At 72.4% G+C, this 24,438-nt stretch carries 20 protein-coding genes; 12 read left to right on the forward strand and 8 right to left on the reverse strand.

Going from position 1 to position 24,438, the window contains the following annotated elements:
- Positions 1-117: 117 nt before the first annotated feature.
- From NHG27_RS14565 to NHG27_RS14585, 5 genes are read left to right on the forward strand one after another with little or no spacing between them, the layout of a single operon-like run.
- Complete coding sequence (locus NHG27_RS14565; protein ID WP_193718720.1) at positions 118-2,613, forward strand: phosphoketolase family protein; 2,496 nt, start codon at positions 118-120, stop codon at positions 2,611-2,613.
- Positions 2,610-4,814, forward strand: coding sequence for a phosphate acetyltransferase (pta, locus tag NHG27_RS14570; protein ID WP_497016767.1), 2,205 nt, complete (start codon positions 2,610-2,612; stop codon positions 4,812-4,814). Before NHG27_RS14565 ends, pta begins: the two co-directional genes overlap by 4 nt.
- Positions 4,811-6,187, forward strand: a complete 1,377-nt coding sequence (locus NHG27_RS14575) for an acetate/propionate family kinase (protein ID WP_193718718.1) — start codon at positions 4,811-4,813, stop codon at positions 6,185-6,187. The genes pta and NHG27_RS14575 overlap by 4 nt, the downstream gene beginning before the upstream one ends.
- A 50-nt stretch (positions 6,188-6,237) precedes the next feature.
- Positions 6,238-7,248, forward strand: coding sequence for a DUF4031 domain-containing protein (locus tag NHG27_RS14580; protein ID WP_497016768.1), 1,011 nt, complete (start codon positions 6,238-6,240; stop codon positions 7,246-7,248).
- A 10-nt stretch (positions 7,249-7,258) separates the two neighbouring features.
- Complete coding sequence (locus NHG27_RS14585) at positions 7,259-8,062, forward strand: SanA/YdcF family protein (RefSeq protein ID WP_497016769.1); 804 nt, start codon at positions 7,259-7,261, stop codon at positions 8,060-8,062.
- Positions 8,063-8,083: 21 nt separating this feature from the next.
- On the opposite strand, the gene NHG27_RS14590 is transcribed toward NHG27_RS14585, so the two are convergent.
- Both NHG27_RS14590 and NHG27_RS14595 read right to left on the reverse strand, forming a co-directional pair.
- Positions 8,084-9,721: a succinic semialdehyde dehydrogenase gene (locus NHG27_RS14590; protein ID WP_193718715.1), complete on the reverse strand. Its 1,638-nt coding sequence runs from the start codon at positions 9,719-9,721 to the stop codon at positions 8,084-8,086.
- Positions 9,722-9,878: 157 nt separating this feature from the next.
- Positions 9,879-10,493, reverse strand: coding sequence for a TetR family transcriptional regulator (locus tag NHG27_RS14595; RefSeq protein ID WP_497016770.1), 615 nt, complete (start codon positions 10,491-10,493; stop codon positions 9,879-9,881).
- A gap of 93 nt (positions 10,494-10,586) precedes the next feature.
- Here NHG27_RS14595 and NHG27_RS14600 point away from each other — a divergent pair, with 93 nt between their 5' ends.
- Complete coding sequence (locus tag NHG27_RS14600; protein ID WP_193718713.1) at positions 10,587-11,348, forward strand: SDR family NAD(P)-dependent oxidoreductase; 762 nt, start codon at positions 10,587-10,589, stop codon at positions 11,346-11,348.
- A 20-nt stretch (positions 11,349-11,368) separates the two neighbouring features.
- On the opposite strand, the gene NHG27_RS14605 is transcribed toward NHG27_RS14600, so the two are convergent.
- Both NHG27_RS14605 and NHG27_RS14610 read right to left on the reverse strand, forming a co-directional pair.
- Entirely contained in the window at positions 11,369-11,938 is a 570-nt protein-coding gene (locus NHG27_RS14605; RefSeq protein ID WP_497016771.1) for a GNAT family acetyltransferase, read from the reverse strand.
- Positions 11,938-13,062 (reverse strand): GuaB3 family IMP dehydrogenase-related protein, encoded by a 1,125-nt coding sequence (locus NHG27_RS14610; RefSeq protein WP_193718711.1) that lies wholly within the window; start codon positions 13,060-13,062, stop codon positions 11,938-11,940. The genes NHG27_RS14605 and NHG27_RS14610 overlap by 1 nt, the downstream gene beginning before the upstream one ends.
- Positions 13,063-13,354: 292 nt before the next feature.
- On the opposite strand from NHG27_RS14610, the gene NHG27_RS14615 reads away from it, so the two are divergent.
- A complete protein-coding gene (locus tag NHG27_RS14615; RefSeq protein ID WP_497016772.1) occupies positions 13,355-14,053 on the forward strand; it encodes an exonuclease domain-containing protein in 699 nt (232 codons plus the stop codon).
- A 146-nt stretch (positions 14,054-14,199) separates the two neighbouring features.
- Positions 14,200-15,741 carry a UDP-N-acetylglucosamine 1-carboxyvinyltransferase gene (locus NHG27_RS14620; protein ID WP_227748104.1) on the forward strand — a complete coding sequence of 514 codons (1,542 nt, stop codon included), beginning with the start codon at positions 14,200-14,202 and terminating at the stop codon, positions 15,739-15,741.
- A 102-nt stretch (positions 15,742-15,843) separates the two neighbouring features.
- Here NHG27_RS14620 and guaB read toward each other — a convergent pair whose 3' ends face one another.
- Both guaB and NHG27_RS14630 read right to left on the reverse strand, forming a co-directional pair.
- Complete coding sequence (gene guaB / locus NHG27_RS14625; protein WP_497016773.1) at positions 15,844-17,367, reverse strand: IMP dehydrogenase; 1,524 nt, start codon at positions 17,365-17,367, stop codon at positions 15,844-15,846.
- Between the two features lie 83 nt (positions 17,368-17,450).
- On the reverse strand, positions 17,451-18,563 hold the full coding sequence (locus tag NHG27_RS14630) for a MerR family transcriptional regulator (RefSeq protein ID WP_497016774.1): 1,113 nt from the start codon (positions 18,561-18,563) through the stop codon (positions 17,451-17,453).
- Between the two features lie 211 nt (positions 18,564-18,774).
- Here NHG27_RS14630 and NHG27_RS14635 point away from each other — a divergent pair, with 211 nt between their 5' ends.
- Positions 18,775-19,062: a WhiB family transcriptional regulator gene (locus tag NHG27_RS14635; RefSeq protein WP_030151886.1), complete on the forward strand. Its 288-nt coding sequence runs from the start codon at positions 18,775-18,777 to the stop codon at positions 19,060-19,062.
- Positions 19,063-19,329: 267 nt separating this feature from the next.
- Here the strand turns inward: NHG27_RS14635 and groES are convergent, their stop codons facing one another.
- On the reverse strand, positions 19,330-19,626 hold the full coding sequence (groES, locus tag NHG27_RS14640) for a co-chaperone GroES (RefSeq protein ID WP_056653879.1): 297 nt from the start codon (positions 19,624-19,626) through the stop codon (positions 19,330-19,332).
- A gap of 204 nt (positions 19,627-19,830) precedes the next feature.
- Here groES and NHG27_RS14645 point away from each other — a divergent pair, with 204 nt between their 5' ends.
- The 3 genes from NHG27_RS14645 (at position 19,831) to NHG27_RS14655 (ending at position 23,284) form a co-directional block, all read left to right on the forward strand.
- The gene (locus tag NHG27_RS14645) at positions 19,831-21,129 is read left to right on the forward strand and encodes a class I SAM-dependent methyltransferase (protein ID WP_497016775.1); all 1,299 of its coding nucleotides are present in this window, start codon (positions 19,831-19,833) and stop codon (positions 21,127-21,129) included.
- 3 nt (positions 21,130-21,132) lie between these two features.
- Positions 21,133-22,269, forward strand: a complete 1,137-nt coding sequence (locus NHG27_RS14650; RefSeq protein WP_193718706.1) for a glutamate--cysteine ligase — start codon at positions 21,133-21,135, stop codon at positions 22,267-22,269.
- 265 nt (positions 22,270-22,534) lie between these two features.
- Positions 22,535-23,284, forward strand: coding sequence for a class I SAM-dependent methyltransferase (locus NHG27_RS14655; protein WP_497016776.1), 750 nt, complete (start codon positions 22,535-22,537; stop codon positions 23,282-23,284).
- A gap of 30 nt (positions 23,285-23,314) precedes the next feature.
- Here NHG27_RS14655 and tsaD read toward each other — a convergent pair whose 3' ends face one another.
- On the reverse strand, positions 23,315-24,385 hold the full coding sequence (tsaD, locus tag NHG27_RS14660; protein WP_193718704.1) for a tRNA (adenosine(37)-N6)-threonylcarbamoyltransferase complex transferase subunit TsaD: 1,071 nt from the start codon (positions 24,383-24,385) through the stop codon (positions 23,315-23,317).
- Between the last annotated feature and the right edge of the window lie 53 nt (positions 24,386-24,438).

Consider the following 24,438-nt stretch of genomic DNA (forward strand, 5'->3'; position numbering starts at 1 on the left):
CTTTTCTGCCCCGACGGGCGCACCTCACACCGCGCGCGCCCGTCGAAACCATGCGTCGCCCCACCGAATGGGGTTGTATGAAGGGACCACCATCCCCCGGTACAGCTGGAGCGTGCGATGACTACGACCACCTCGCGTCCGACAGAAGGAACCCCGTGGCGATCCGCTGAGGTCGCGCCCCTCTCGGACGAGACGCTCGCCCGCGTCGACGGCTGGTGGCGGGCCGCCAACTACCTGTCGGTGGGCCAGATCTACCTGCTCGCGAACCCGCTGCTGCGGGAGCCGCTGACGCGGGACGACGTCAAGCCGCGCCTGCTCGGCCACTGGGGGACGACGCCGGGGCTGAACTTCCTCTACGCGCACCTCAACCGGGCGATCGTCGAGCGCGAGCAGTCGACCATCTACATCACCGGTCCCGGCCACGGCGGTCCCGGGCTCGTCGCGAACACGTACCTCGAGGGCACCTACTCGGAGGTCTACTCGGACGTCACGCAGGACACCGAGGGCATGCGGCGCCTGTTCCGCCAGTTCTCCTTCCCCGGCGGCATCCCCTCGCACGTCGCCCCCGAGACCCCCGGCTCGATCCACGAGGGCGGCGAGCTCGGCTACGCGCTCTCGCACGCGTACGGCGCGGCGTTCGACAACCCGGACCTGCTGGTCGCCGCGGTCGTGGGCGACGGCGAGGCCGAGACCGGTCCCCTGGCCACGAGCTGGCACTCGAACAAGTTCGTCAACCCCGTCAACGACGGCGTCGTGCTGCCGATCCTGCACCTCAACGGCTACAAGATCGCGAACCCCACGATCCTGGGCCGCATCAGCGACGACGAGCTGCGCGACCTGATGATCGGCTACGGCCACACCCCCTACTTCTTCACGGGCGGGTTCGACGGCGAGGACCACGCCGAGGTCCACCGCCGGTTCGCGGTCCTGCTCGACGAGGTGCTCAACCACATCGCGCAGATCAAGGCCGACGCGGCCGCGGGCAACGACGAGCGCCCGTTCTGGCCCATGATCGTGTTCCGCACCCCCAAGGGGTGGACCGGGCCCAAGGAGATCGACGGCAAGAAGACCGAGGACTCCTGGCGGTCGCACCAGGTGCCGCTCGCGAGCGCGCGCGACACCCCCGAGCACCTGCAGGACCTGAAGGACTGGCTCGACTCCTACCGGGTCCACGAGCTGTTCGACGACGAGGGACGTCTCGACGCGGACATCGCGCAGCTCGCCCCGCGCGGCACGCTGCGCATGAGCGACAACCCGCACACCAACGGGGGGCTGCTCCTGAAGGACCTGCGCCTGCCGGACTTCCGCGACTACGCGGTCGAGGTCAGCGCCCCGGGCGGCGGGATGTCGGAGGCGACCCGCGTGCTGGGCCAGTGGCTCACGGACGTGGTGCGGCTCAACCCGGACAACTTCCGGATCTTCGGTCCCGACGAGACCGCGTCGAACCGCCTCCAGGCGGTCTACGAGGTCACGGACAAGCAGTGGAACGCGGACTTCTTCGGGCCCGACGTCGACGAGCACCTCGCGCGCGCAGGGCGCGTCATGGAGATGCTGTCCGAGCACCAGTGCCAGGGGTGGCTCGAGGGCTACCTGCTGACGGGGCGCCACGGCCTGTTCTCGTGCTACGAGGCGTTCATCCACATCATCGACTCGATGTTCAACCAGCACGCCAAGTGGCTCAAGGTCACCAACGACATCCCGTGGCGCCGGCCCATCGCGAGCCTCAACTACCTGCTCTCGAGCCACGTGTGGCGTCAGGACCACAACGGGTTCAGCCACCAGGACCCGGGCTTCATCGACCACGTCGTGAACAAGAAGGCGGAGATCGTCCGCGTCTACCTGCCGCCGGACGCCAACACGCTGCTCTCGACGTACGACCACGTCCTCCGCTCTCGCCAGTACGTCAACGTCGTGGTCGCGGGCAAGCAGCCGGCGCCGAACTTCCTCACGATGGACCAGGCGATCGCCCACTGCGCGCGGGGCCTCGGCATCTGGGAGTGGGCTGGCACCGAGGTGCCCGGCGAGGACCCCGACGTCGTGCTCGCCTGCGCGGGCGACGTGCCGACGCTCGAGACCCTGGCCGCGGCCGACCTGCTGCGCCGGCACCTGCCCGAGCTCAAGGTCCGCGTGGTCAACGTCGTGGACCTCATGCGCCTGCAGGACGAGAAGGAGCACCCGCACGGGCTCTCCGACCGCGACTTCGACACGCTCTTCACCACGGACCGGCCCGTGGTCTTCGCCTACCACGGCTACCCGTGGCTCATCCACCGCCTGACCTACCGCCGCAACGGGCACGAGAACATCCACGTGCGCGGGTACAAGGAGGAGGGCACCACCACCACGCCGTTCGACATGGTCATGCTCAACGACCTCGACCGGTTCCACCTGGTGATCGACGTCATCGACCGCGTCCCTGCGCTGGGTTCGAAGGCGGCCGGCCTGCGCCAGAAGATGGTGGACGCCCGCCTCGAGGCGCGGCAGTACACGAGAGAGCACGGCGAGGACATCCCCTCGGTCCGTGACTGGGTGTGGCCCGACGCGGGCGACACCGCAACTGAAGGAAGCGGCCCGTCGTACGACGCGGCCGCCGCTACCGGAGGCGACAACGAGTGACCAGCACCGCCCGATCCATCTACCTCGCCTCACCCGAGGGCGAGACGGGGAAGTCCACGATCGCGCTGGGCGTCCTCGACCTGCTGACCCGTCGGGTCCAGCGGGTCGGGGTCTTCCGCCCCGTGACCAGGACGTCCCCGAGCTCCGTCGCGAGGGCCACCGCCCCCGCTGACGGGGACGGCTCCGCGGCCACGACCCCCGCTGCGGACCGCGACTACGTGCTCGAGCTGCTCCTCGCGCACGACGGCGTCGACCTCACCTACGAGGAGGCGATGGGGGTCACGTACGACGACGTCCACGCCGACCCGGAGGCGGCGCTCGCCCAGATCGTCGCCCGGTACCACGAGGTCGCCAAGCAGTGCGACTTCGTGGTGATCGTCGGGACGGACTACACCGACGTCGCGGGCCCGACCGAGCTCGCGTTCAACGCCCGCGTCGCGGCCAACCTGGGCGCCCCGGTGCTCCTGGTCGTCTCGGGACGGGACCGCAGCCCCGAGGCAATCGCCAACCTCACCGAGGTCGCCGTCAACGAGCTCCGCTCGAACCACGCCCAGCCGATCGCGGTCGTCGCGAACCGTTGCCGGCCGGAGAGCATCGAGGCCGTGCGCGCCCAGCTCACCGAGATCACCCCGGAGGGTCACGGGGGCCACGCGTCCGGCTCGCTGCCGGGGTGGGCCATCCCCGAGGACCCGTTCCTCAACGCGCCGACCGTGGCGGCCCTCATGGAGGCCGTGGGCGGCGAGCTCGCCCTGGGCGACCCCGAGCTGCTGGGGCGCGAGGTCCTCGACGTGCTCGTCGGTGCCATGTCGCTCGAGCACCTGCTCGAAAAGCTGGTCGACGGGGCCGTGGTCATCACGCCCGGCGACCGCAGCGACATCCTCATCGGCCTCCTGGCCGCGCACCAGGCGCGCAACTTCCCGTCGCTCGCGGGCATCATCCTCAACGGCGGGTTCTACCCGCCCGACTCGACCGGGCGCCTCGTCGAGGCCCTCGACCCGAGCCTGCCGATCATCCGCACGGACCTCGGGACCTTCCGGTCGGCGAGCGCCGCGTCGCGTGCTCGCGGTCGGGTGTCCAAGGAGTCGCAGCGCAAGGTCGACACGGCGCTCGCGCTGTTCGAGCAGAACGTCGACGGTGCCGCCCTCCTCGCGGGGCTCGACGTGCCCCGTCCGGAGGTCGTGACGCCGCTCATGTTCGAGTACGAGCTGCTGTCGCGGGCCCGCGCGGACCGCAAGAACATCGTGCTGCCCGAGGGCGACGACGACCGCATCCTGCGCGCGGCCTCGACCCTGCTGGGCCGCCAGGTCGCGGACCTGACGATCCTGGGCGACGAGCAGTCGATCCGGACCCGGGCGACCGAGCTCGGCCTCGACATCGAGGCCGCGACCGTGATCGACCCGCACGACCCGGAGCTCGTCGAGCGCTTCGCGGAGGAGTACACCCGGCTGCGGGCCCACAAGGGCATGACGGTCGAGCGTGCGCGGGAGATCGTCCCGGACGTGTCGTACTTCGGCACGATGATGGTCCACCTGGGCCTGGCCGACGGCATGGTCTCGGGTGCCCGCCACACGACGGCGCACACCATCAAGCCGTCGTTCGAGATCATCAAGACGGTCCCCGGGGTGTCCGTGGTGTCCTCGGTGTTCCTCATGTGCCTCGAGGACCGCGTCCTGGTGTACGGCGACTGCGCGGTGAACCCGGACCCGACCGACACGCAGCTCGCGGACATCGCGATCTCGTCGGCCGCGACGGCCCTGCAGTTCGGCATCGACCAGCGCGTCGCGATGCTGTCGTACTCGACCGGCGAGTCGGGCTCGGGGGTGGACGTCGACAAGGTGCGGTCCGCGACCGAGCTCGTGCGCACGCGCCGCCCGGACCTGTTCGTCGAGGGTCCCATCCAGTACGACGCCGCGGTCGACGCGTCGGTGGCGGCGTCGAAGATGCCGGGCTCGGACGTGGCCGGCAAGGCGACGGTCTTCATCTTCCCCGACCTCAACACGGGCAACAACACCTACAAGGCGGTGCAGCGCTCGGCGGGCGCCATCGCGGTGGGACCCGTCCTCCAGGGCCTCAACAAGCCCGTGAACGACCTCTCGCGCGGTGCCCTGGTCCAGGACATCGTCAACACCGTGGCCATCACGGCCATCCAGGCACAGGCGGGCTCGGTCATCGAGCCCGGCACGAACGGAGCACCCGCATGACCGTCCTCCCGGAGCACGAGCGCTCGAACCCGTACTCGGCGTACGGCGCGCACGGTTCTGTCCTCGTGATGAACTCGGGGTCGTCCTCGCTCAAGTACCAGCTCGTCAACCCGGTCGGTGGCGAGGCGATCGCCGCGGGCACGATCGAGCGCATCGGCGAGTCGAACGGCGTCATCAAGCACCGGTTCGCCGGGAACACGACGACCCGTGAGGAGCCGGTCGCCGACCACGCCGAGGCCCTGCGCATCGCGCTGTCGCTGTTCGACGACGTCGGCCCCCGGCTCGCGGACGCCAACGTGTACGCGGTGGGTCACCGGGTGGTCCACGGCGGGGCGACGTTCTCCCGCCCGGTCCTGGTGAACGACGACGTCGAGCGGCAGATCCTGGAGCTCGCCCCCCTCGCGCCGCTGCACAACCCGGCGAACGTCACGGGCATCTCGGTCGCCCGCGAGCTCCTGCCGGACGTCCCGCACGTCGCGGTGTTCGACACGGCGTTCTTCTCGTCGCTGCCGGAGGCGGCCTCGACGTACGCCCTGGAGAAGGAGACCGCGAAGAAGTACGGCGTGCGCCGGTACGGCTTCCACGGCACGAGCCACCACTACGTCTCGGGCAAGGTCGCGCGCGTCCTGGGCCGCCGCCTGCAGGACCTCAACATCATCGTGCTGCACCTCGGCAACGGCGCGTCGGCCTCGGCCGTGCGCGGCGGTGTCGCGGTCGACACGTCGATGGGGCTGACCCCGCTCGAGGGCCTCGTCATGGGGACCCGTACCGGGGACATCGACCCGGCGGTGATCTTCCACCTGGCCCGCAACGCGAACATGTCGATCGACGAGCTCGACGACCTGTTCAACAAGCGCTCGGGCATCAAGGGGCTCGCGGGCGAGAACGACTTCCGTGCGCTGCACGAGCTCATCGCCGCGGGCGACGAGGACGCGAGGCTCGCGCTCGACGTGTACATCCACCGTCTGCGCAAGTACATCGGCGCGTACATGGCCGTGCTGGGTCGCATCGACGTCATCGCGTTCACGGCCGGTGTCGGCGAGAACGACGACATCGTCCGCGCCCAGGTCGTCGAGGGCCTCGCGGGCCTCGGCATCGCGGTCGACCCCGAGCGCAACGCGGTCCGCAGCAAGGAGCCGCGCGTCATCTCGCCCGACTGGACGAGCACGCTCGTCATGGTCGTGCCGACCATGGAGGAGCTCGCGATCGCCCGTCTGAGCGTGGAGATCGTGGAGGAGACCGAGAAGGCCGGGCGTCCCGTGACGTTCCCGCCGGCGGCGCCGACCGCAGGTGCGGCCACCGGGGCGGCCGAGCCCGAGGCCGCTCCCGACGCGCAGGGTCCCGCGGAGCCCGAGGCCACCCCGGAGTCCTGACCGCAGCACCGCACGACCCGAGCCACGCCTCGACCCTCTCGGGTCGAGGCGTGGCTCTTCTCATCGACCCGCCCACGTGGCCTGCCCACGGGACGCTCTGGTCCCACCTCGTCTCGGACTCCTCGATCGAGGAGCTGCACGAGTTCGCCGCGCGGCTGGGGCTGGGGCGGCGCGCGTTCGACCTCGACCACTACGACGTCCCGGCCGAGCGCCACGCGGACTGCGTGGCGGCGGGTGCGCAGGACGTCTCGGGGCGGGACCTGATCCGGCGCCTGCGCGCCTCGGGGCTGCGCGTCCCGGCGCACGAGCGTGGTGCGGCCAAGGCGGCCGCCCTCCTCGACCGGTGGGGCGCGCTGCTGCCGGGCGTCCCCGGCGCGCGCGTGGTGGGCGAGGAGCTCGTCGAGCGCTGGCACGAGCCGCACCGGGTCTACCACGGGCCCGCGCACCTGGTGCACGTGCTCGACTCCCTCGCGGTCCTGGAGGACCGCCCGCCGGGCGTGCCCTCCCCGGGCGAGGCTCCGCCGTCGGGCACGTCGCTGCGCGCGCAGCTCGCCCTGTGGTTCCACGACGCGGTCCACGAGGGCGTCGCGGGCCAGGACGAGGAGGGGTCGGCGCTGCTCGCGGTCGCGCGGCTGTCCCCGCTCGTCCCGGGCCCGACGCCGCCGCCCACCCCGGGACCGTCGCGCTCCGGGCCGCGGCTGACGCCCGACGACGTCGCGGAGGTCGCGCGCCTCGTGCGCCTCACTGCCACGCACGACCCGGCGCCCGACGACGCGGCGGGCGCCCTCGTGTGCGACGCCGACCTCGCGATCCTCGGCAGCACGCCGGACCGCTACGCCCGCTACGTGCGGCAGGTCCGCGCCGAGTACGCGCACGTGCCCGACGAGCAGTTCCGGGCCGGGCGGGCCGCGGTGCTCGAGCAGCTCCTCGCGCTCCCCTCGCTGTTCCGCACGCCTGTGGGGCGCGAACGTTGGCAGGCTCGTGCCGAGAAGAACCTGCGGGCCGAGCTCGCCGGTCTCACCGCACCGGACCCGGCCTCCGAGGACCACGCGCGCCGCTAGGCTCCCGCGCATGAGCGAGCAGGGGATCAGCCGGGCCACTCCCCCGGAGCCCGTCGACGGGACGGGCCGGACGAGCGCGACGTCCGTCGGGGACCAGGCGGTCACGCCGCCCGCAGGCCGACCAGCTGGCCGGCGGCGGGCCCGCGCCGGTCGGGGCGGACGGCGCCGGACGCTGCTCGTCGGCGCGGTCGCGCTCGTCCTCGTCCTCGTGGCACCGCTCGCCTGGGTCCAGGTCGGCGGACGGCTCCGCGTGCACCCGGGCGTCGAGGACGTCCCCGCACGACCGGTCGCCCTGGTCCTCGGGGCGGGCCTGCGCCCCGACGGGACGCCGTCCACCTACCTGACGCGGCGCCTCGACGCCGCCCGTGAGCTGTACGAGCGCGGGACGGTCGAGGTGATCCTGGTGAGCGGCGACAACTCGCGCGAGGACTACGACGAGCCGACCGCCATGCTCGACTGGCTCGTCGCGCACGGCGTACCGGCCGAGCGCGTGGTCCGCGACTTCGCGGGCTTCGACACCCACGACACGTGCGTCCGGGCCCGTCAGGTCTTCGGGGTCACCGACGCCGTGGTCCTCACGCAGGACTACCACCTGCCCCGGGCGCTGTTCTCGTGCGCACAGGCCGGGATCGACGCCGTGGGGGTCGGGGTGTCGGCGCAGAGCGTCGAGCCCGCCAAGGCCGTGACGTACCGGGTCCGTGAGGTCCCGGCCTCGCTCAAGGCCGCCTGGGACGCCCTGTCCGGTCGCGAGCCCGTGCACCTCGGTGCGACCGAGTCCGCCGTGACGGACCTCCTGGAGTCGCTCGCCCCGTGAGGTGGCACGGGCTCGCACCCGCTACGGCAGGCGCAGCCGCTTCATGATCCCGAAGGCCGTCGTGAGCAGGCGGCTGGCCCGGTCGGCGGGCTGCGCGTAGAGCGTGTCGAAGCTCAGACCGTGCGAGACCCCGCGCTGGACCACGACGGTCTGGGCCTCGGTGAGCGCCTCGATCCCCTCGCGCCCGTGACGACGACCCTGCCCCGAGGACTTGAAACCGCCCATCGGGGCGGCGACCGACCCGAACGCCGAGGCGTACCCGTCGTTGACGTTGACCGCGCCGGCCTCGACCTGCGCCGCGAGGCGACGTCCCCGGGCCGTGTCCTGCGTCCAGATGCTCGCGCTGAGCCCGTACTCGGAGTCGTTCATGGCGCGGATCGCCGCCGCGTCGTCCGGTACCCGGGTCACGGTCACGACCGGACCGAACGTCTCCTCCCGTGCGCACACCGCGGTGGGCGGCACGTGGTCGAGGACCGTGGGCGCGTAGAAGAACGGGCCGATGTCCGCCCGGTGCACACCACCCGCGAGCACCCTGGCGCCCTGGGACAGCGCGTCGTCCACGTGTGCGACCACCCGGTCGAGCTGCGCCTGCGACGTGAGGGACCCCATGTCCACCGAGTAGTCGAGCGCGGTGCCGAGCCGCAGTTCGCGCACGAGGGGCACGAACGCGTCGAGGAACTCCTCGGCGATGTCCTCGTGCAGGATCAGGCGCTCGACCGACACGCAGAGCTGGCCGCTGTTGGAGAAGCACGCACGCACCGCGCCCTGGGCCGCCGACGGCACGTGGGCGTCGGCCGCGACGTACAGCGGGTTCTTCCCGCCCAGCTCGAGCGTGGTCCCGATGAGCCGCTCCCCCGCCTGCGCGGCGACCTTGCGGCCCGTCGCGGTCGAGCCGGTGAACGCGATGTGGTCGACGAGCCCGGTCAGTGCCGACCCGATCTCCCCGCCACCCGCCACGACCAGGAACAGGTCCCCGGGCAGGCCCGCCTCCTCCAGGAGCTCGGCCGCCCAGAGCGCGGTCAGGGTGGTCTGCGGGTCCGGCTTGGCGACCACGCCGTTGCCCGCGACGAGGGCGGGCAGGGCCTCCGCGAGCACCAGGGTCAGCGGGTAGTTCCAGGGCGCGATCACACCGACCACGCCGACCGGGCGGCGGTGCACGCTCGCCCGGGTCAGGACCGGGAGCATGCCCGGGACGCGGCGCTCGGCCAGGTAGTGCGCGGCCCGCACGCCGTAGTGCCGCGTGACCTGCGCGACGTCGCCGACCTCCTCGAACGCGCTGCGACGCGACTTGCCGGTCTCCATCTGCAGCAGGTCCAGGACCTCGGCCTGCCGTTCCAGGACCAGGTCGTGGAACCGCAGGAGCACCGCGGAGCGCTCCGCGACCGTGGTGTGCGCCCACGAGCGCTGCGCCCGGCGCGCGCGCTCGACCGCCGACCGGACGTCCTCGACCGAGGACAGCGGCAGCGCCGCGAGCGGCGCTCCCGTGAACGGCAGGAGCGAACGGTGCTCGCCCGCGGCGTGGGAGGTGACGACACGGGCCACGAGGGGAGCGACGACGTCGGGCTCCAGGACGTAGGTCGCGGAGGGGTGCTCCGGGTCGAGAAGGCCGTCGATGGCGGCGCTGCCGCCCTGGCTGCCGTCCGTTGCTTCGCTTGCCATGCGTGACAGGTTACGCGGCGGTACCCCCGGGCAGAACATCCTTCACACAATCCCCCTGGGAAGGTCCCGTCGGTGCACCGGGGCGGGCGCTCGCGCAGGCAGGCAGGGGTGGCGGCACCGTCGGGACCTGCCGCCGGCCGGCAGCGACCCCGCGGCCTCAGCCGGGGACGGCCCAGGTCCGGGCGCCGTCGACCAGGGCCGAGAGCGCGTCGTCCACGACCCCGGCCGGGTCGTCGTCGGGCGCTTCCTGGGCCCACCAGACGAGTGCGGCGAAGTTCGCCGCGGAGCACGCCGCGGCGAACGACCGGACGTGCAGCGAGGGGTGCGCCGTCCCCTGGGCACGGGTCAGGAACGCCTCGACGAGCGCTGTCGAGGTCCCGATGCGTGCGGTGCCCCACGCGAGCAGCTCGTCGTCGGCCGCGATGAGCCGGAGGCGCTGGCGCGTGACCTCGAGCGCCGGGGCCGGGAACGTCGACGAGGCGACGAACGCCGAGCGGACCACGTCGAAGGCCTCGGGCAGGCCCACGTGCCCTGCGGCCGCGAGGGCGTCGGCGATCGTGTCGCGCGCCTCGCCCGAGCCGCCCCAGACCATCGCGGCCTTGGACGGGAAGAGCCGGAAGAGGGTCCGCCGGGCGACCCCGCACGCGCTCGCGACGTCGTCCATCGTGACGTTCCCGAACCCGTGCTCGGTGAACAGGCGCAGGGCCGTGGCGGCGACCTCGACGCGGTCGACCGTGACCGGACGCCCCCGGCGCGCTGGTGTCTGCGACATCACATCTCCTGTCCACCATATTTATGGCACTCGGTGCTAGAAAGGTAGCAGGAGCCACATCCAGGCACCCCCCACCCGGCGGAAGGACCCACCATGACCACGTCGACCATCCCGAACCGCTTCTCCGGCGCCACCGTCGTCGTCACCGGCGCAGGCTCCGGCATCGGCAAGGCGACCGCGACCCGGCTGCTCGCCGAGGGCGCCCGCGTCATCGCGAGCGACCTCGACGGCGACCGGCTCGACGCGCTCGCCACCGAGGTCGGCGACGCCCCGCTGACGACCGTCGTCGGCGACGTGTCCGACGACGCCGTGATCGCCCGCATCGTCGAGGCCGGCGAGGGCCGCATCACCGGCCTCGTCAACAACGCCGGGATCATGGACTCGTTCGTCCCCACGGCCGAGATCGACGACGCCCTGTGGGAGCGCGTCATGCGCATCAACGTGACGGCCCCCATGAAGCTCATGCGCGCCGTCCTGCCCGCGATGGTCGAGGCCGGCCACGGCCGGATCGTCAACGTCGCGAGCGAGGCCAGCATCCGCGCCGGCGCCTCCGGCACGCCCTACGCGACCTCCAAGCACGCGGTCGTGGGGCTCACCAAGAGCACCGCGCTCTTCTACGGCCCCGCGGGCGTGCGCGTCAACGCGGTCGCCCCCGGCGCCGTCGCCACCAACATCGAGGCCCCGTTCCGCTCGGAGCTCGGCGCCAAGCGCCTGGGCCCGATCATGCAGGCGACCGTCCCCGCCCCCGCGACCGCCGAGCAGCTCGCGGCCTCGATCACGTGGCTGCTGTCCGAGGACTCGGCCAACGTGAACGGCGCGCTCCTCATGTCGGACGGCGGCTGGTCGACCATCTGACGCACGGACCCCTCGGCGTCTCAGGGGAGGTCGCGCCCCAGGACGGTGCACTCGGCGTCGGTGTACCCGAGCCGCTCGTAGAACCCGAGGACCTGCGTGTTGGTCGAGCGCACCATGAGGCGCACCTTGCGGACCCCCTGCGTCGCGAGCCATGCCTCCGCGGCCACGACCGCGTCCCTGCCGAGGCCCGTCCCCTGCAGGGCAGGCGTGACCGCGAGGTAGTAGATCCAGCCGCGGTGCCCGTCGAAGCCCGCCAGGACGGTCGCGACCACGGCCCCGGGGCCGACCGCGGACCCGGGGCCGTGGTCCCCGGCCGCCGCGCCGTGCGCGACGAGGACCGTCGAGGTCGGGTTGCTCCGCGCGTCCGCCACGTCCCGCAGCGCGTCGTTCCAGGGGCGCACCAGACCGCAGGCGTCCCACAGCGCGACGACCTGCTCGACGTCGTCGTCAGCGACCTCGCGGAAGTCGACGCCACCGACGCGCAACGGCCCGACCAGCGGACCGTCCGCGTCCCCGGCGGGCGCCGCGGGCGCACCCGCGCCGAGGGCGTTCGTCAGACCGACCCCGTCACGGATGCGCCCCGGAGCCATCAGCGCGGCTGGTACGGCGAGACGACGACCTCGACGCGCTGGAACTCCTTGAGGTCGGAGTAGCCCGTCGTCGCCATGGCGCGCTTGAGCGCGCCCACGAGGTTGAGCGTGCCGTCGGCCTGACGGCCCGGGCCGAACAGGATCTCGTCGAGCGTGCCCGCCGTCCCGACGCTCACGCGCTCGCCGCGCGGCAGCTGCGGGTGGTGCGCCTCGGAGCCCCAGTGCCAGCCCTTGCCCGGCGCCTCGGTCGCACGCGCGAGCGCGGCACCGAGCATCACGGCGTCCGCACCGCACGCGACCGCCTTGACCAGGTCGCCCGAACGCCCGACGCCGCCGTCGGCGATGACGTGCACGTACCGGCCGCCCGACTCGTCCAGGTAGTCGCGACGCGCAGCGGCCACGTCCGCGACCGCGGTCGCCATGGGCGCGTGGATACCGAGGCTCACGCGCGTCGTGTGCGCCGCGCCGCCACCGAACCCGACGAGCACACCGGCCGCCCCCGTGCGCATGAGGTGCAGCGCCGCGGTGTAGGTCGAGGCGCCGCCGACGATCACGGGGACGTCGAGCTCGTAGATGAAGCGCTTGAGGTTGAGCGGCTCGGCGTTGCCCGACACGTGCTCCGCGGAGACCGTGGTGCCGCGGATGACGAACAGGTCCACCCCGGCGTCGACGACCGTCTTGTAGAACTCCTGGGTGCGCTGCGGCGACAGGGCGCCCGCGACCGTGACGCCGGACTCCCGGACCTCCTTGAGGCGCTGGGTGATCAGCTCGGCCTTGACGGGCTCGGCGTACACCTCCTGCATGCGGCGCGTCGCGCTCGCGGAGTCGAGCGTCGCGATCTCCGCGAGGATCGGCTCCGGGTCCGCGTAGCGCGTCCACAGGCCCTCGAGGTCGAGGACCCCCAGGCCACCCGCGTTGCCGAGGGCCACCGCCGTCGCCGGGCTCATCACGGAGTCCATGGGGGCCGCCAGGATCGGCAGGTCGAAGTGGTAGGCGTCGATCTGCCACCCCACCGACACGTCCTCCGGGTCACGCGTACGCCGGGAGGGGACCACGGCGATGTCGTCGAAGGAGAAGGCGCGCCGTCCGCGCTTGCCACGACCGATCTCGATCTCGTTGCTCACCCGACGAGGATACCGGCCCCGGGGTGGGGTCCGCCCGCGCGTGCCGCCGGATGGACCCCCGGCGTCCACCCGGGCCACCGACGGCCCCGGCCCGGTCCCCGCTGCCAGCGAGGGGCCCGGCCGGGGGGCGGTCGGGGCGCGGTCGGGGCGCGGCCGGGTCGTCCAGAAGCCCTCCGGGCGACCGCCCGGGCGTGTCAGTGGCCGCTGGCATGCTCGCGGCCAGAGACCAGGAGGGTCGGGGACGGTGAGCGCAGCCGGGCCGGCCCGCAGGACGACTGCGAGGAGCACGACGATGAGCTGGACCACCGGACCCCTGCTGGGCTTCGACACCGAGACCACCGGGGTCGACGTCACGAACGACCGCATCGTGACCGCCGCCCTCGTCCGGCGCGTCCCGGGCGAGAGCACGGAGGTGCGGACGTGGCTCATCGACCCCGGCGTCCCCATCCCCGAGGAGGCCGCCGCGATCCACGGCATCTCGACCGAGCACGCGGTCGCGCACGGCGCGGCCCCTGGCCCGGCCCTCGAGGAGATCGCCGCGCTCATCGCCGCCGACCTCGCGATCGGCGTCCCGGTCGTCGCGTTCAACGCGGCCTTCGACCTGTCCCTGCTCGACGCCGAGCTGACGCGGCACGCGCTCCCCACCCTGGCTGCTCGCCTGGGCCGCGAGGTCACCCCCGTGATCGACCCGCTGGTCCTCGACCGCTCGCTGGACCGCTTCCGCAAGGGCAAGCGCAAGCTCGGCGACCTCTGCGCGCACTACGGCGTCCTCGACAGCGGCAACCTCCACACGGCGGACGTCGACGTGCTCGCGACGCTCGACGTGCTCGAGGCCATGACCCGCGCGTTCCCGGAGATCGCCGCGCAGGACCTGGACGCGCTGCACCGCCGGCAGATCCATGCCCACCGGGCCTGGGCGGAGAACTTCAACAGCTGGCGCGCGGGCCAGGGGTACGTGGGCGCCGGGGCCAGCACCGCCTGGCCCTCCTGAGCCGCGGCGGCGACCACCCCCGCGCGGCCAGGTCGACCACCGGAGAACTCATAGAACATATGGGGCGCCCGTGATGATCCCGTGAAGCCCGCCCAGCGGCCCAGGATCGTCGCGCCTCTATCTCATCCATGAGTTATCGTCGGCTCATGACCATGGTCGACGAAGCACCCCAGCACCTCGCACAGGTCGCCGCGCTCATCCGCGGCGCGCGTCAGAACAAGGGCCTCACCCAGGCCCAGCTCGCCGAACGCCTCGGGACGAGCCAGAGCGCGATCCACCGGATCGAGCAGGGTTCCCAGAACGTGAGCCTCGACATGCTCGCCCGGATCAGCGCCGCCCTCGACTCCGAGATCATCACGTTCGGCGCCCCCAAGCACTCGCACCTGCGTGTGAGCGGCGGCCACGAGCTCTCCGGACGCATCGAGGTCAACTCCTCGAAGAACGGGGCCGTGGCCCTCCTGTGCGCCTCGCTCCTCAACCGTGGGCGCACCACCCTGCGCCGCGTCGCGCGCATCGTCGAGGTCGACCGCATCGTCGACGTCCTGCGCAGCATCGGCGTCCAGGCCACGTGGTCGCCCGACGGCCGCGACCTCGAGATCGTCGTCCCCGAGCACCTCGACCTCGCCTCGATCGACGTCGACGCCGCCCGCCGGACCCGCTCGATCATCATGTTCCTCGGCCCGCTCCTGGGACTCGAGAGCGAGTTCTCGCTCCCCTACGCCGGAGGCTGCGACCTGGGCACCCGGACCGTCGAACCCCACATGATCGCGCTGCGCCCGTTCGGCCTGTCCGTGACCGCGGCCTCCGGCAACTACGAGGCCACCGTCGCCGGGCCGGGCACCGAAGACCTGCGGGTCGTCCTCACCGAGCGCGGCGACACGGTGACCGAGAACGCGATCATGGCCGCTGCGTCGCGCGACGGCGTGACCACGATCCGCAACGCGAGCCCCAACTACATGGTCCAGGACCTCTGCTTCTACCTGGAGCTCCTGGGCGTCCGCATCGAGGGCATCGGCACGACGACCCTGCGGATCCACGGGCGCACCGACATCGACGCCGACGTCGAGTACGCGGTGTCCGAGGACCCCGTCGAGGCCATGAGCCTGCTGACCGCGGGCATCGTCACGAACTCCGAGATCACGGTCGCGCGCGTGCCGATCGAGTTCATGGAGATCGAGCTCGCGACCCTCTCCGAGATGGGCCTGCGCTACTCGCTCACCCCGGAGTACCTGGCCCTCAACGGCCGGACGCGGCTGGTCGACGTCACGGTCCACCCGAGCGAGCTGCACGCCCCGATCGACAAGATCCACCCCATGCCGTTCCCCGGGCTCAACATCGACAACCTGCCGTTCTTCGCCGTGATCGCGGCGTGCGCGAGCGGTCACACGCTCATCCACGACTGGGTGTACGAGGGCCGGGCCATCCACCTGACGGACCTCACCAGGCTCGGCGCCGACGTCCGGCTGCTCGACTCGCACCGCCTGGACATCACGGGCCCGACCCGCTGGTCCGGCGCCGAGGTGAGCTGCCCGCCCGCGCTGCGCCCCGCCGTCGTGATCCTCCTCGCGATGCTCGCCGCCAAGGGCACCTCGGTGCTGCGCAACGTCGACATCATCTCGCGCGGCTACGAGCAGCTCCAGGAGCGGCTCATCGAGCTCGGCGCGCGGATCGAGACCTTCCGCGACTGAGCCGCCCCGCACGCACGACGGACGGGCGGGACCCCACGTGGGGTCCCGCCCGTCCTGCCGTCCCCGCCCACCGCGGCCCGTGGGGCCCGGGCGGGTGGGTCGTCAGCGTCCCGTGTAGTTGGGCGCCTCGACCGTCATCTGGATGTCGTGCGGGTGCGACTCCTTGAGCCCTGCCGGCGTGATGCGCACGAACTTCCCGCGCTCCTGGAGCTGGGGGATGGTGTGCGCGCCGACGTAGAACATCGACTGGTGCAGACCGCCGACGAGCTGGTGGGCGACCGCGCCGAGCGGGCCGCGGTAGGGCACCTGGCCCTCGATGCCCTCGGGCACGATCTTGTCGTCGCTCGCGACGTCGGCCTGGAAGTAGCGGTCCTTGGAGTAGGACGCCTTCTTGCCGCGCGAGGCCATGGCCCCGATCGAGCCCATGCCGCGGTAGAGCTTGTACTGCTTGCCGTTGACGAACACGAGGTCCCCGGGACTCTCGTCGCAGCCCGCGAGGAGCGACCCGAGCATGACCGTGTCCGCCCCCGCGACGAGCGCCTTGGCGATGTCACCCGAGTACTGCAGCCCGCCGTCGCCGATGACCGGGACCCCTGCCGGGCGGCACGCGAGCGAGGCTTCGTAGATCGCGGTGACCTGCGGGACACCGACACCCGCGACGACGCGCGTGGTGCAGATCGAGCCCGGCCCGACGCCGACCTTGACGCCGTCCGCGCCCGCGTCGACGAGCGCCTGCGCGCCCGCGCGGGTCGCGACGTTGCCACCGATGACCTGCACGTCCTTGAACGCCGGGTCGGCCTTGAGCTTGCGGATCATGTCGAGCAGAAGACGGGCGTGGCCGTTGGCCGTGTCCGCGACCAGGACGTCGACCCCGGCCTCCGCGAGCGCGGTCGCGCGCGCCCAGGCGTCACCGAAGAAGCCGATCGCGGCACCGACACGCAGGCGCCCCTCGGCGTCCTTGGTCGCGCCGGGGTACTGCTCGGTCTTGACGAAGTCCTTGACCGTGATCAGACCACCCAGACGGCCCTGTGCGTCGATGAGCGGCAGCTTCTCGATCTTGTGCTTGGCGAGCAGCGCCGCGGCGTCGTCGCGCGCGATGCCGATCGGCGCCGTCACGAGAGGCATGGGCGTCATGATCTCGAACACGCGCCGCTCGGCGAAGTCCGCGGGGTTGACGAACCGCAGGTCCCTGTTCGTGATGATGCCGACGAGCTTGCCGTCGGGCTCGACGACCGGCAGACCCGACACCCGGTACTGGCCGCACAACGCGTCGAGCTCGGCGAGCGTGGCCTCGGGGCCGACCGTGACCGGGTCGGTGATCATCCCGGACTCCGAGCGCTTGACCAGGTCGACCTCCTTGGCCTGCGCCTCGATCGACAGGTTGCGGTGGATGATGCCGATCCCGCCCTGGCGGGCCATCGCGATCGCCATGCGCGACTCGGTCACGGTGTCCATCGCGGCGGAGAGCAGCGGTGCGGACATGGTGATCTCACGCGTCAGGCGAGCGGTCGTGTCGACCTCGCTCGGGATGACGTCCGTCTCGTTCGGTAGCAGGAGGACGTCGTCGTACGTCAGTCCGGTGAAGCCGAAGGGGTCGTGTGCGGGGGCTGCGAGAGAGTCGGTCACATCAAGATTCTACGCTGAGCGCCTCTGGCGTATTCCCGGCCGTCCCGCCCTCGGGACGGCCGGGAACCCCGGCGTGGCGCGCGTCACCGTACGACGGCGAGGGCCTCGTGGAGGAGTCCGGGGAAGCTGCGCACCCGCTGGACCGTCGAGGCGAACGGCAGGCCGGCGGCGGCCTCGTCGCTCGCGAGCCCCACGAAGATCGGCAGGTCCGGGTTGGCCTCGTGGAGCGTGTGCACGACGTCGAGGACCGGCTTGGGCTGCATGGTCACCACGGCGACGGCCGCGGGGCGGACCATGGTGACGAGCTCGAGCGAACGGTGCGCGGTGGCCGAGCCCGTGACGATGCGCGCCATGGCACCCTGGGCGCCGAGCGCTGCCGCCAGGGCGTGCGCCGCGAGCGGCACCTGCTCACCGGGGGCGGCGAAGATCAGGACGATGCGTCGCATCCGGCTCGGGTGGTTGGGGGGCGGGCCGCCGCCTGCGACGAGCGCCTCCTCCGAGTGCTGGGTGTACTCGCGCAGCGCGGCCAGGGTCGCGTTGCTGAACACGACCTCCGGCATCTCCCCCGGCGACGCGAGGAAGGTGCGCTCGGCGATGCGGTGCAGCGCAGGCTCGACGAGCGTGGACCACCACTGCCCGGGGTCCGTCCCGGGCGCGATCCGCAGGAGCTGGTCGCACCGCTTCTGGTCGAACGCGATCGCGGCGTCGACGACGTCGGACACGCTCGTCGGGCGCGGCGCCCCCAGCGGTGCGGGCTCGTCGCCCGCGCCCCGCGGGACCGAGCGCAGGAGGCGGACTCCCGCTGCCGGGCTCTCCTCCGCGGGCCCGGGGTCGGCCGCCGGCTGGTCGGGGACGCCCTCGTCGACCTCGTCGGCGCCGTCGTCCTCGACCTCTGTCTCGAGGGCCAGGTCCGACTCGTCGGCGTCGAGGGCTGCGCGCGCGGCATCGACCGGGGCGACCCCCTCGAGGGTCAGGCGGCGCATGATGACGAGCCGCGCGACGTCGTCGGCGGTGTAGCGCCGGTGCGAGCCGGCGGTGTGCTCGGAGGGCCCGAGACCGTACCGACGGTCCCAGGTGCGGAGGGTGGCCGGGGCGACGCCCAGCCTCTTGGCGACAGCCGCGACGGCGAGAGCGGGTGCCTCGGTCGCCTTCCGTCGGGGCCCGCCGGGGTTCGGGGCGGACCGGAGTGAATTCATGCACCCGATTCTGCCGATCGGGTCAGCCGCTCGCCACTTCGGGCGCGGCGTGTCTCAGTCCGTGATGCGCTGACGCGATGAACCACCCGCCAGAAACCGCCACTTCGCGCCAGCAGGCGGGCAAAACGATGCAGACCGCCAGCAACCGGTTCACAAACTCGAACCCGTCAGCCACTTGAACAACTTCTGCAACGCTTGTAGGTTGTCCTGCATGACAGAGATCTCGAGGCTCCCCGGACCGGTCATGGAACTGTGGGAATGGCAGTACCAGGGCTCGTGCCGCGACCAGGACGACACCCTGTTCTTCCACCCGGAGGGCGAGCGAGGCTCCACCCGACGACGACGGGCCGAGGCCGCCAAGGCGATCTGCGCCTCGTGCCCGGTCATGATGCAGTGCCGCGAGCAGTCCCTGAAGGTGCGCGAGCCCTACGGCGTGTGGGGCGGCCTCAGCGAGGACGAGCGCGCCGCCATCCTGGCCGGGGTCGCCAAGACCGGCTGATCGGCGCCCGCCCGGGCAGCCTCCCCGCCGCATCGGTCCGGTCGCACCAGTCCGGTCGCACAGGTCCACCGGACCGCGAGCACGACGTCCGCACCACCCGCGCACGGCCCACCACCCGCGCACAGACCACGCACGCGCCCGCCCGGCGCCCGCGCCGACCTCGAGATCCGGCCGGCGCCGGACATGACGAAGGGCCCCGCAACCATGACGGTTGCGGGGCCCTTCGTCACCAGCAGAGCTGCTGGACGTCAGCCTCTGACCAGAGGGTCAGGCGACGACCACGGCGAGGATGTCGCGCGCGGAGAGCACCAGGTACTCCTGGCCCCCGTACTTGACCTCGGTGCCGCCGTACTTGCTGTAGATGACCTTGTCGCCGACGACGACGTCCAGGGGGACGCGGTTGCCGTTGTCGTCGATACGACCCGGACCAACGGCCAGGACCTCGCCCTCCTGGGGCTTCTCCTTGGCGGTGTCCGGGATGACCAGGCCGGATGCGGTCGTGGTCTCGGCCTCGAGGGCCTTCACGACGATCCGGTCCTCGAGCGGCTTGATGGGGACCGACACGTCGGACCTCCGTTTCGCTGTGAGAACTGCAACGGTTGGGGTGTCGAGCGCTGCCTGCCGTCCGTCGTCGCGGGTGCCGGACCGGTGGGTATCGCTCTCGTCGCCCGCACCCGAGGGTGCGAACGACCTACGCTCAATCTAGGTCCGCATTAGCACTCGGTCAAGGCGAGTGCCAACGGCGGCCGGGCGTGGAAAGATCGACGCATGGACGCCTCGGCACTGACCAAGCTGCTCAGCCCGGCGGGATGGTCGCTCCTGAGCGCGCTCCCGCCCTACGACGAGAGCCAGGCCATGGTGCTCGCGACAGGGCTGCGGGCCAAGGGCGTGGACCCCGAGCTCGCCGCGGCCGCCCTCACCCAGTCGCGGCTGCGCGCCAAGGCCCACCTCAAGTTCGACGCGTTCGCGGACGGCATGCTCTTCACCCAGGACGGCCTGGAGCAGGCGACCCGCCTCGTGGTCGCGGCCCACCACGCCCAGCGCTACCACGCGGCCGGGGTGACCAAGGTGGCCGACCTCACGTGCGGCATCGGTGCCGACTCCATGACGTTCGCCGGCACGGGGCTGCAGGTCCTCGCGACGGACATCGACGAGGTCACGGCGTCGATCGCGACGGTCAACCTCCGTCACTTCCCCGAGGCCGAGGTGCGCCACGCCGACGGCCTGAGCATCGACCTGGTCGCCGAGGGCGTCGACGGCGTGTTCGCCGACCCCGCGCGCCGCACGCGCTCGGGCACGCGCATCTTCGACCCGCGCTCGTACGCTCCCCCGCTCGACGACGTGTGGGCGCTGCGCTCGGTCGTCCCCGCCGTCGGGATCAAGGTCGGCCCCGGCATCCCGCACGCGGGCCTGCCCACCGACGCCGAGACCCAGTGGGTCTCGGTCGACGGGGACGTCGTCGAGGCCGCGCTGTGGTTCGGCCCTCTCGCCCCCGACGGGCCCGGGCGCACGGCCCTCGTGCTGCGCACCGCGACCGACGAGGACGGCAACCGGCGCACGACGTCGCGCACCCTGCGCCACGACCAGGGCGACGACGAGCCCACCCCGGACGTGGGCGCCGTCGGGCAGTACCTGTACGAGCCCGACGGCGCGATCATCCGCGCAGGGCTCGTGGCCCACGCCGCCGCCGAGCTCGGCGGGCGGCTCCTCGACCGGACCATCGCGTACGTCACGACCGACCACCCCGCACCGCGCACGGTCGTGGGCAGCGCCGACAGTGCTGATCTCGCGACCGGGTACCGCGTCCTGGACGTCATGCCGTTCAGCCTCAAGAGGCTCAAGGCGTACCTGCGCGAGCGGGGCGTCGGACGCCTGACCATCAAGAAGCGGGGCACGGCCGTGGTGCCCGAGCAGCTCCGCAAGCAGCTCGACCTGCGCGGCACCGCGGAGGCCACCGTCGTCCTGACCCGGGTCGGCGGCTCGCAGCAGGTCCTGGTCGTCGAACCGTTGACCCGGCCCGACGGGACGAGCATCCTGGACTCCTCCACGTCTCCCGAGAAGGACTGATCGGTGCACCTTCCCTTCGCCCGGTCCGAGCGCTCGTCCGTCGGCATCGAGTGGGAGCTCGCGCTCGTCGACAAGGACTCGGGCGACCTGCGCCAGGTCGCGCAGACGGTCCTGGACGCGGTCGAGCCCACCGACGGCTCGCAGCACCCGCACATCCGCCAGGAGCTGCTCCTCAACACGGTGGAGGTCGTGAGCGGCGTGTGCCGCACGGTCGGCGACGCGGGCCGTGACCTCGAGGCCGCGATCGAGGAGATCCGCGTCCTGACGGACCCGCTGCGCGTCGAGCTCATGAGCGCGGGCACGCACCCGTTCGCGCGCTGGGCCCAGCAGAAGGTCACCGACAAGGAGCGCTACGCGACCCTCATCGACCGCACCCAGTGGTGGGGGCGGCAGATGCTCATCTACGGCGTGCACGTGCACGTCGGGATCGAGGACCGCGCCAAGGTCCTGCCCATCTCGCGCGCGATGCTCGGGTACTTCGCGCACCTGCAGTCGCTCTCGGCGTCGTCGCCGTTCTGGGGCGGCAAGGACACGGGCTACGCGTCCAACCGCGCGCTCATGTTCCAGCAGCTCCCGACCGCGGGTCTGGGTTTCCAGTTCGAGACGTGGGAGCAGCTCGAGGGCTACGTCGGCGACATGATGCACACGGGCGTGATCGACCAGTTCGACGAGGTCCGCTGGGACCTGCGCCCTTCGCCGCGCTTCGGGACGCTCGAGACGCGCATCTGCGACGGCGCGACCAACCTGACCGAGGTCCTGGCGCTCGCCGCGCTCAACCACTGCCTGGTCGAGCACCTGTCGACGCTGCTCGACCAGGGCAAGGAGCTCCCCACGATCCCGGCGTGGTTCGCGCAGGAGAACAAGTGGCGCTCGGCGCGCTACGGCATGGACGCGATCATCATCCTCGACCGGGCGGGCAACGAGGAGCTCGTGACCGAGGCCGTGAGCAAGCTGCTGGTCGAGCTCGAGCCGGTCGCGGCACGCCTCGGGTGCCTCGCCGAGCTCGACGACGTGCGCCTCATCCTGCGCCGGGGCGCGTCGTACCAGCGCCAGCGGGCCGTGGCGCGTCGCAACGGCGGCGAGCTGGACGCGGTGGTGCGGGCGCTGGTCGCGGAGATGCGGGCGGGTCGCCCGCTCTGACGTCGGACTGCCCGACGACGCAGCACGGCACCGCGCACCGGTCACCGACCGCTCGGGGGGCCAGGGCCACGCGGCCTGCGCTGCACGCCAAGCGCGAGCCCCGTCCGTCCCGCGGTCGCGACGGGGCGCGGGGCGTCGGGGAGCCGCGCCACCGTCCTGCTCCCTCTCGAGACCGGCCCTGACCGGTCCGCACCGACCGCCCATCCCGGCGAGCCGCGCGCGGCGTTCCCGATAAAGTCTCGACCTCGCTGAGAGCATGGGACGCATGGATCCTGCGGACTTCTACACGGGTATCGTCGCCGAGCTCTACGCTCCCCTGAAGTCCGGCTACGAGGATCCCGAGCGCTACGCGCGCTTCGTGCTCGACTCGGGCGAGCCCGCGCTCGAGCTGGGCTGCGGCGACGGGGACCCCCTGCTGGTCCTGCGCGCGCTCGACCTCGACGTCGAGGGTGTGGACTCGTCGGCGGACATGCTCGAGCGGTGCCGCACCCTCGCGGCCGTCCAGGGCCTCGACGTGACGCTCCACCACCAGCGCATGGAGTCCCTGGACCTCCCGCACACCTACCGCTCGATCTTCCTCGCGGGGCCGACGTTCTGCCTGCTGGCCGACGACGACACGGCCCTCGCCGCGTTGCGCGGCATCCGGTCGCACCTGACCGACGACGGCACCGCGCTCGTCCCGCTGTTCGTCCCGTCCCCGACGCCCCCGGAGGCGGTCGGCAGCTTCCGCGAGACGACGCGCGAGGACGGCGCCCTCCTGCGGGTGGGGGTCGTGGCCGAGGAGCGCGACGAGGACGCGCGGACCCAGCACAGCGCGCTGCGCTACGAGCGGGTCGTCGACGGGGCGAGCACGGTCGAGGAGCGCCTCTGGACGATGCACTGGTACACCCAGCAGGGGTTCAGGGCGCTGGCCGCGGCGGCCGGCCTCGAGACGGTCGCGGTCCAGGACGAGGACGGCCACCACGTCGGGCCCGACGCGACCGAGTTCACGTTCGTGCTGCGCCCGGCGCGCTGAGCGGGCGCTGAGCGGGCGCTGTCCGCGGGCTCAGACCGAGACGGTCGTGAGCGGCATCGAGGAGTCGACGGGGATGTCCAGTCCCGACGGCGCCACGCCGGCCCGCACGACGGCGGACCCGAGCGCGGCGATCATCGCGCCGTTGTCCGTGCAGTAGCGGATGGGTGGGATGCGCAGGTCGATCCCGGCCTCGGCGCAGCGCTCGGCAGCCATGTCGCGCAGCTGCGAGTTGGCGCTGAACCCTCCGCCGACCACGAGGGTCTCGACGCCGTGCCGCTGGCAGGCCGCGATGGTCTTGGCCGTGAGGACGTCGGCGACGGCCTCCGCGAAGGACGCGGCGACGTCGGCCAGGGGGATCTCCTGACCGCTGTCGGTGCGCGCCTCGACCCACCGGGCCACGGCGGTCTTGAGTCCCGAGAACGAGAAGTCGTAGGCGTGCTTGTCCTGGTCCTTGCGGGCCGTGAGCCCGCGGGGGAAGCGGATCGCGGTCGGGTCGCCCTCGCGCGCGAGCCTGTCGATGTGCGGGCCGCCCGGGTAGGGCAGGCCCAGGAGCCGGCCGACCTTGTCGAAGGCCTCGCCCGCGGCGTCGTCGAGCGTCGAGCCGAGCTCCGTCACGTCCGTCGCGATGTCGTCGACGAGCAGGAGCGACGAGTGCCCTCCCGAGACCACGAGAGCCATGACGCGCTCGGGGAGCTCGCCGTGGACCAGCTCGTCGACCGCGGCGTGACCGATCACGTGGTTGACCCCGTAGAGCGGCTTGTTCAGACCGATCGACAGGGCCTTGGCGGCCGAGGCCCCGATCGTGAGCGGTCCCACGAGGCCCGGGCCGGCCGTGACGGCGATCGCGTCGACCTCGGACAGGTCGACGTCGGCCTCGCCCAGCGCGCGCTGGATCGTGGGGATCATGGCCTCGAGGTGGGCGCGGGAGGCGACCTCGGGGATGATGCCGCCGTAGCGGGCGTGCTCGTCCATCGAGCTCGCGACCGCGTCGACCAGGAGCTCGCGACCGCGCACGAGTGCCACGCCCGTCTCGTCGCAGGACGACTCGATCCCGAGGACGAGGGGCGCGCCGAGGGTGTCAGAGGAACCGCCAGAAACCATGGTTCCCAGCGTAGTCGCGCGGTGGGGGTCGTCGTGCAGCACGGGGGCGCGTC

The organism is Oerskovia sp. 140933, assembly GCF_059651515.1.

What these genes read in the sequence shown, in the direction of transcription:
- NHG27_RS14565 (WP_193718720.1), top strand. Translation starts at nt 118, where the DNA reads ATGACTACGACCACCTCGCGTCCGACAGAAGGAACCCCGTGGCGATCC.
- NHG27_RS14575 (WP_193718718.1), top strand. Translation starts at nt 4,811, where the DNA reads ATGACCGTCCTCCCGGAGCACGAGCGCTCGAACCCGTACTCGGCGTAC.
- NHG27_RS14585 (WP_497016769.1), top strand. Translation starts at nt 7,259, where the DNA reads ATGAGCGAGCAGGGGATCAGCCGGGCCACTCCCCCGGAGCCCGTCGAC.
- NHG27_RS14590 (WP_193718715.1), bottom strand. Translation starts at nt 9,721, where the DNA reads ATGGCAAGCGAAGCAACGGACGGCAGCCAGGGCGGCAGCGCCGCCATC.
- NHG27_RS14595 (WP_497016770.1), bottom strand. Translation starts at nt 10,493, where the DNA reads ATGTCGCAGACACCAGCGCGCCGGGGGCGTCCGGTCACGGTCGACCGC.
- NHG27_RS14600 (WP_193718713.1), top strand. Translation starts at nt 10,587, where the DNA reads ATGACCACGTCGACCATCCCGAACCGCTTCTCCGGCGCCACCGTCGTC.
- NHG27_RS14605 (WP_497016771.1), bottom strand. Translation starts at nt 11,938, where the DNA reads ATGGCTCCGGGGCGCATCCGTGACGGGGTCGGTCTGACGAACGCCCTC.
- NHG27_RS14615 (WP_497016772.1), top strand. Translation starts at nt 13,355, where the DNA reads ATGAGCTGGACCACCGGACCCCTGCTGGGCTTCGACACCGAGACCACC.
- NHG27_RS14620 (WP_227748104.1), top strand. Translation starts at nt 14,200, where the DNA reads ATGACCATGGTCGACGAAGCACCCCAGCACCTCGCACAGGTCGCCGCG.
- NHG27_RS14630 (WP_497016774.1), bottom strand. Translation starts at nt 18,563, where the DNA reads ATGAATTCACTCCGGTCCGCCCCGAACCCCGGCGGGCCCCGACGGAAG.
- NHG27_RS14635 (WP_030151886.1), top strand. Translation starts at nt 18,775, where the DNA reads ATGACAGAGATCTCGAGGCTCCCCGGACCGGTCATGGAACTGTGGGAA.
- NHG27_RS14645 (WP_497016775.1), top strand. Translation starts at nt 19,831, where the DNA reads ATGGACGCCTCGGCACTGACCAAGCTGCTCAGCCCGGCGGGATGGTCG.
- NHG27_RS14655 (WP_497016776.1), top strand. Translation starts at nt 22,535, where the DNA reads ATGGATCCTGCGGACTTCTACACGGGTATCGTCGCCGAGCTCTACGCT.
- tsaD (WP_193718704.1), bottom strand. Translation starts at nt 24,385, where the DNA reads ATGGTTTCTGGCGGTTCCTCTGACACCCTCGGCGCGCCCCTCGTCCTC.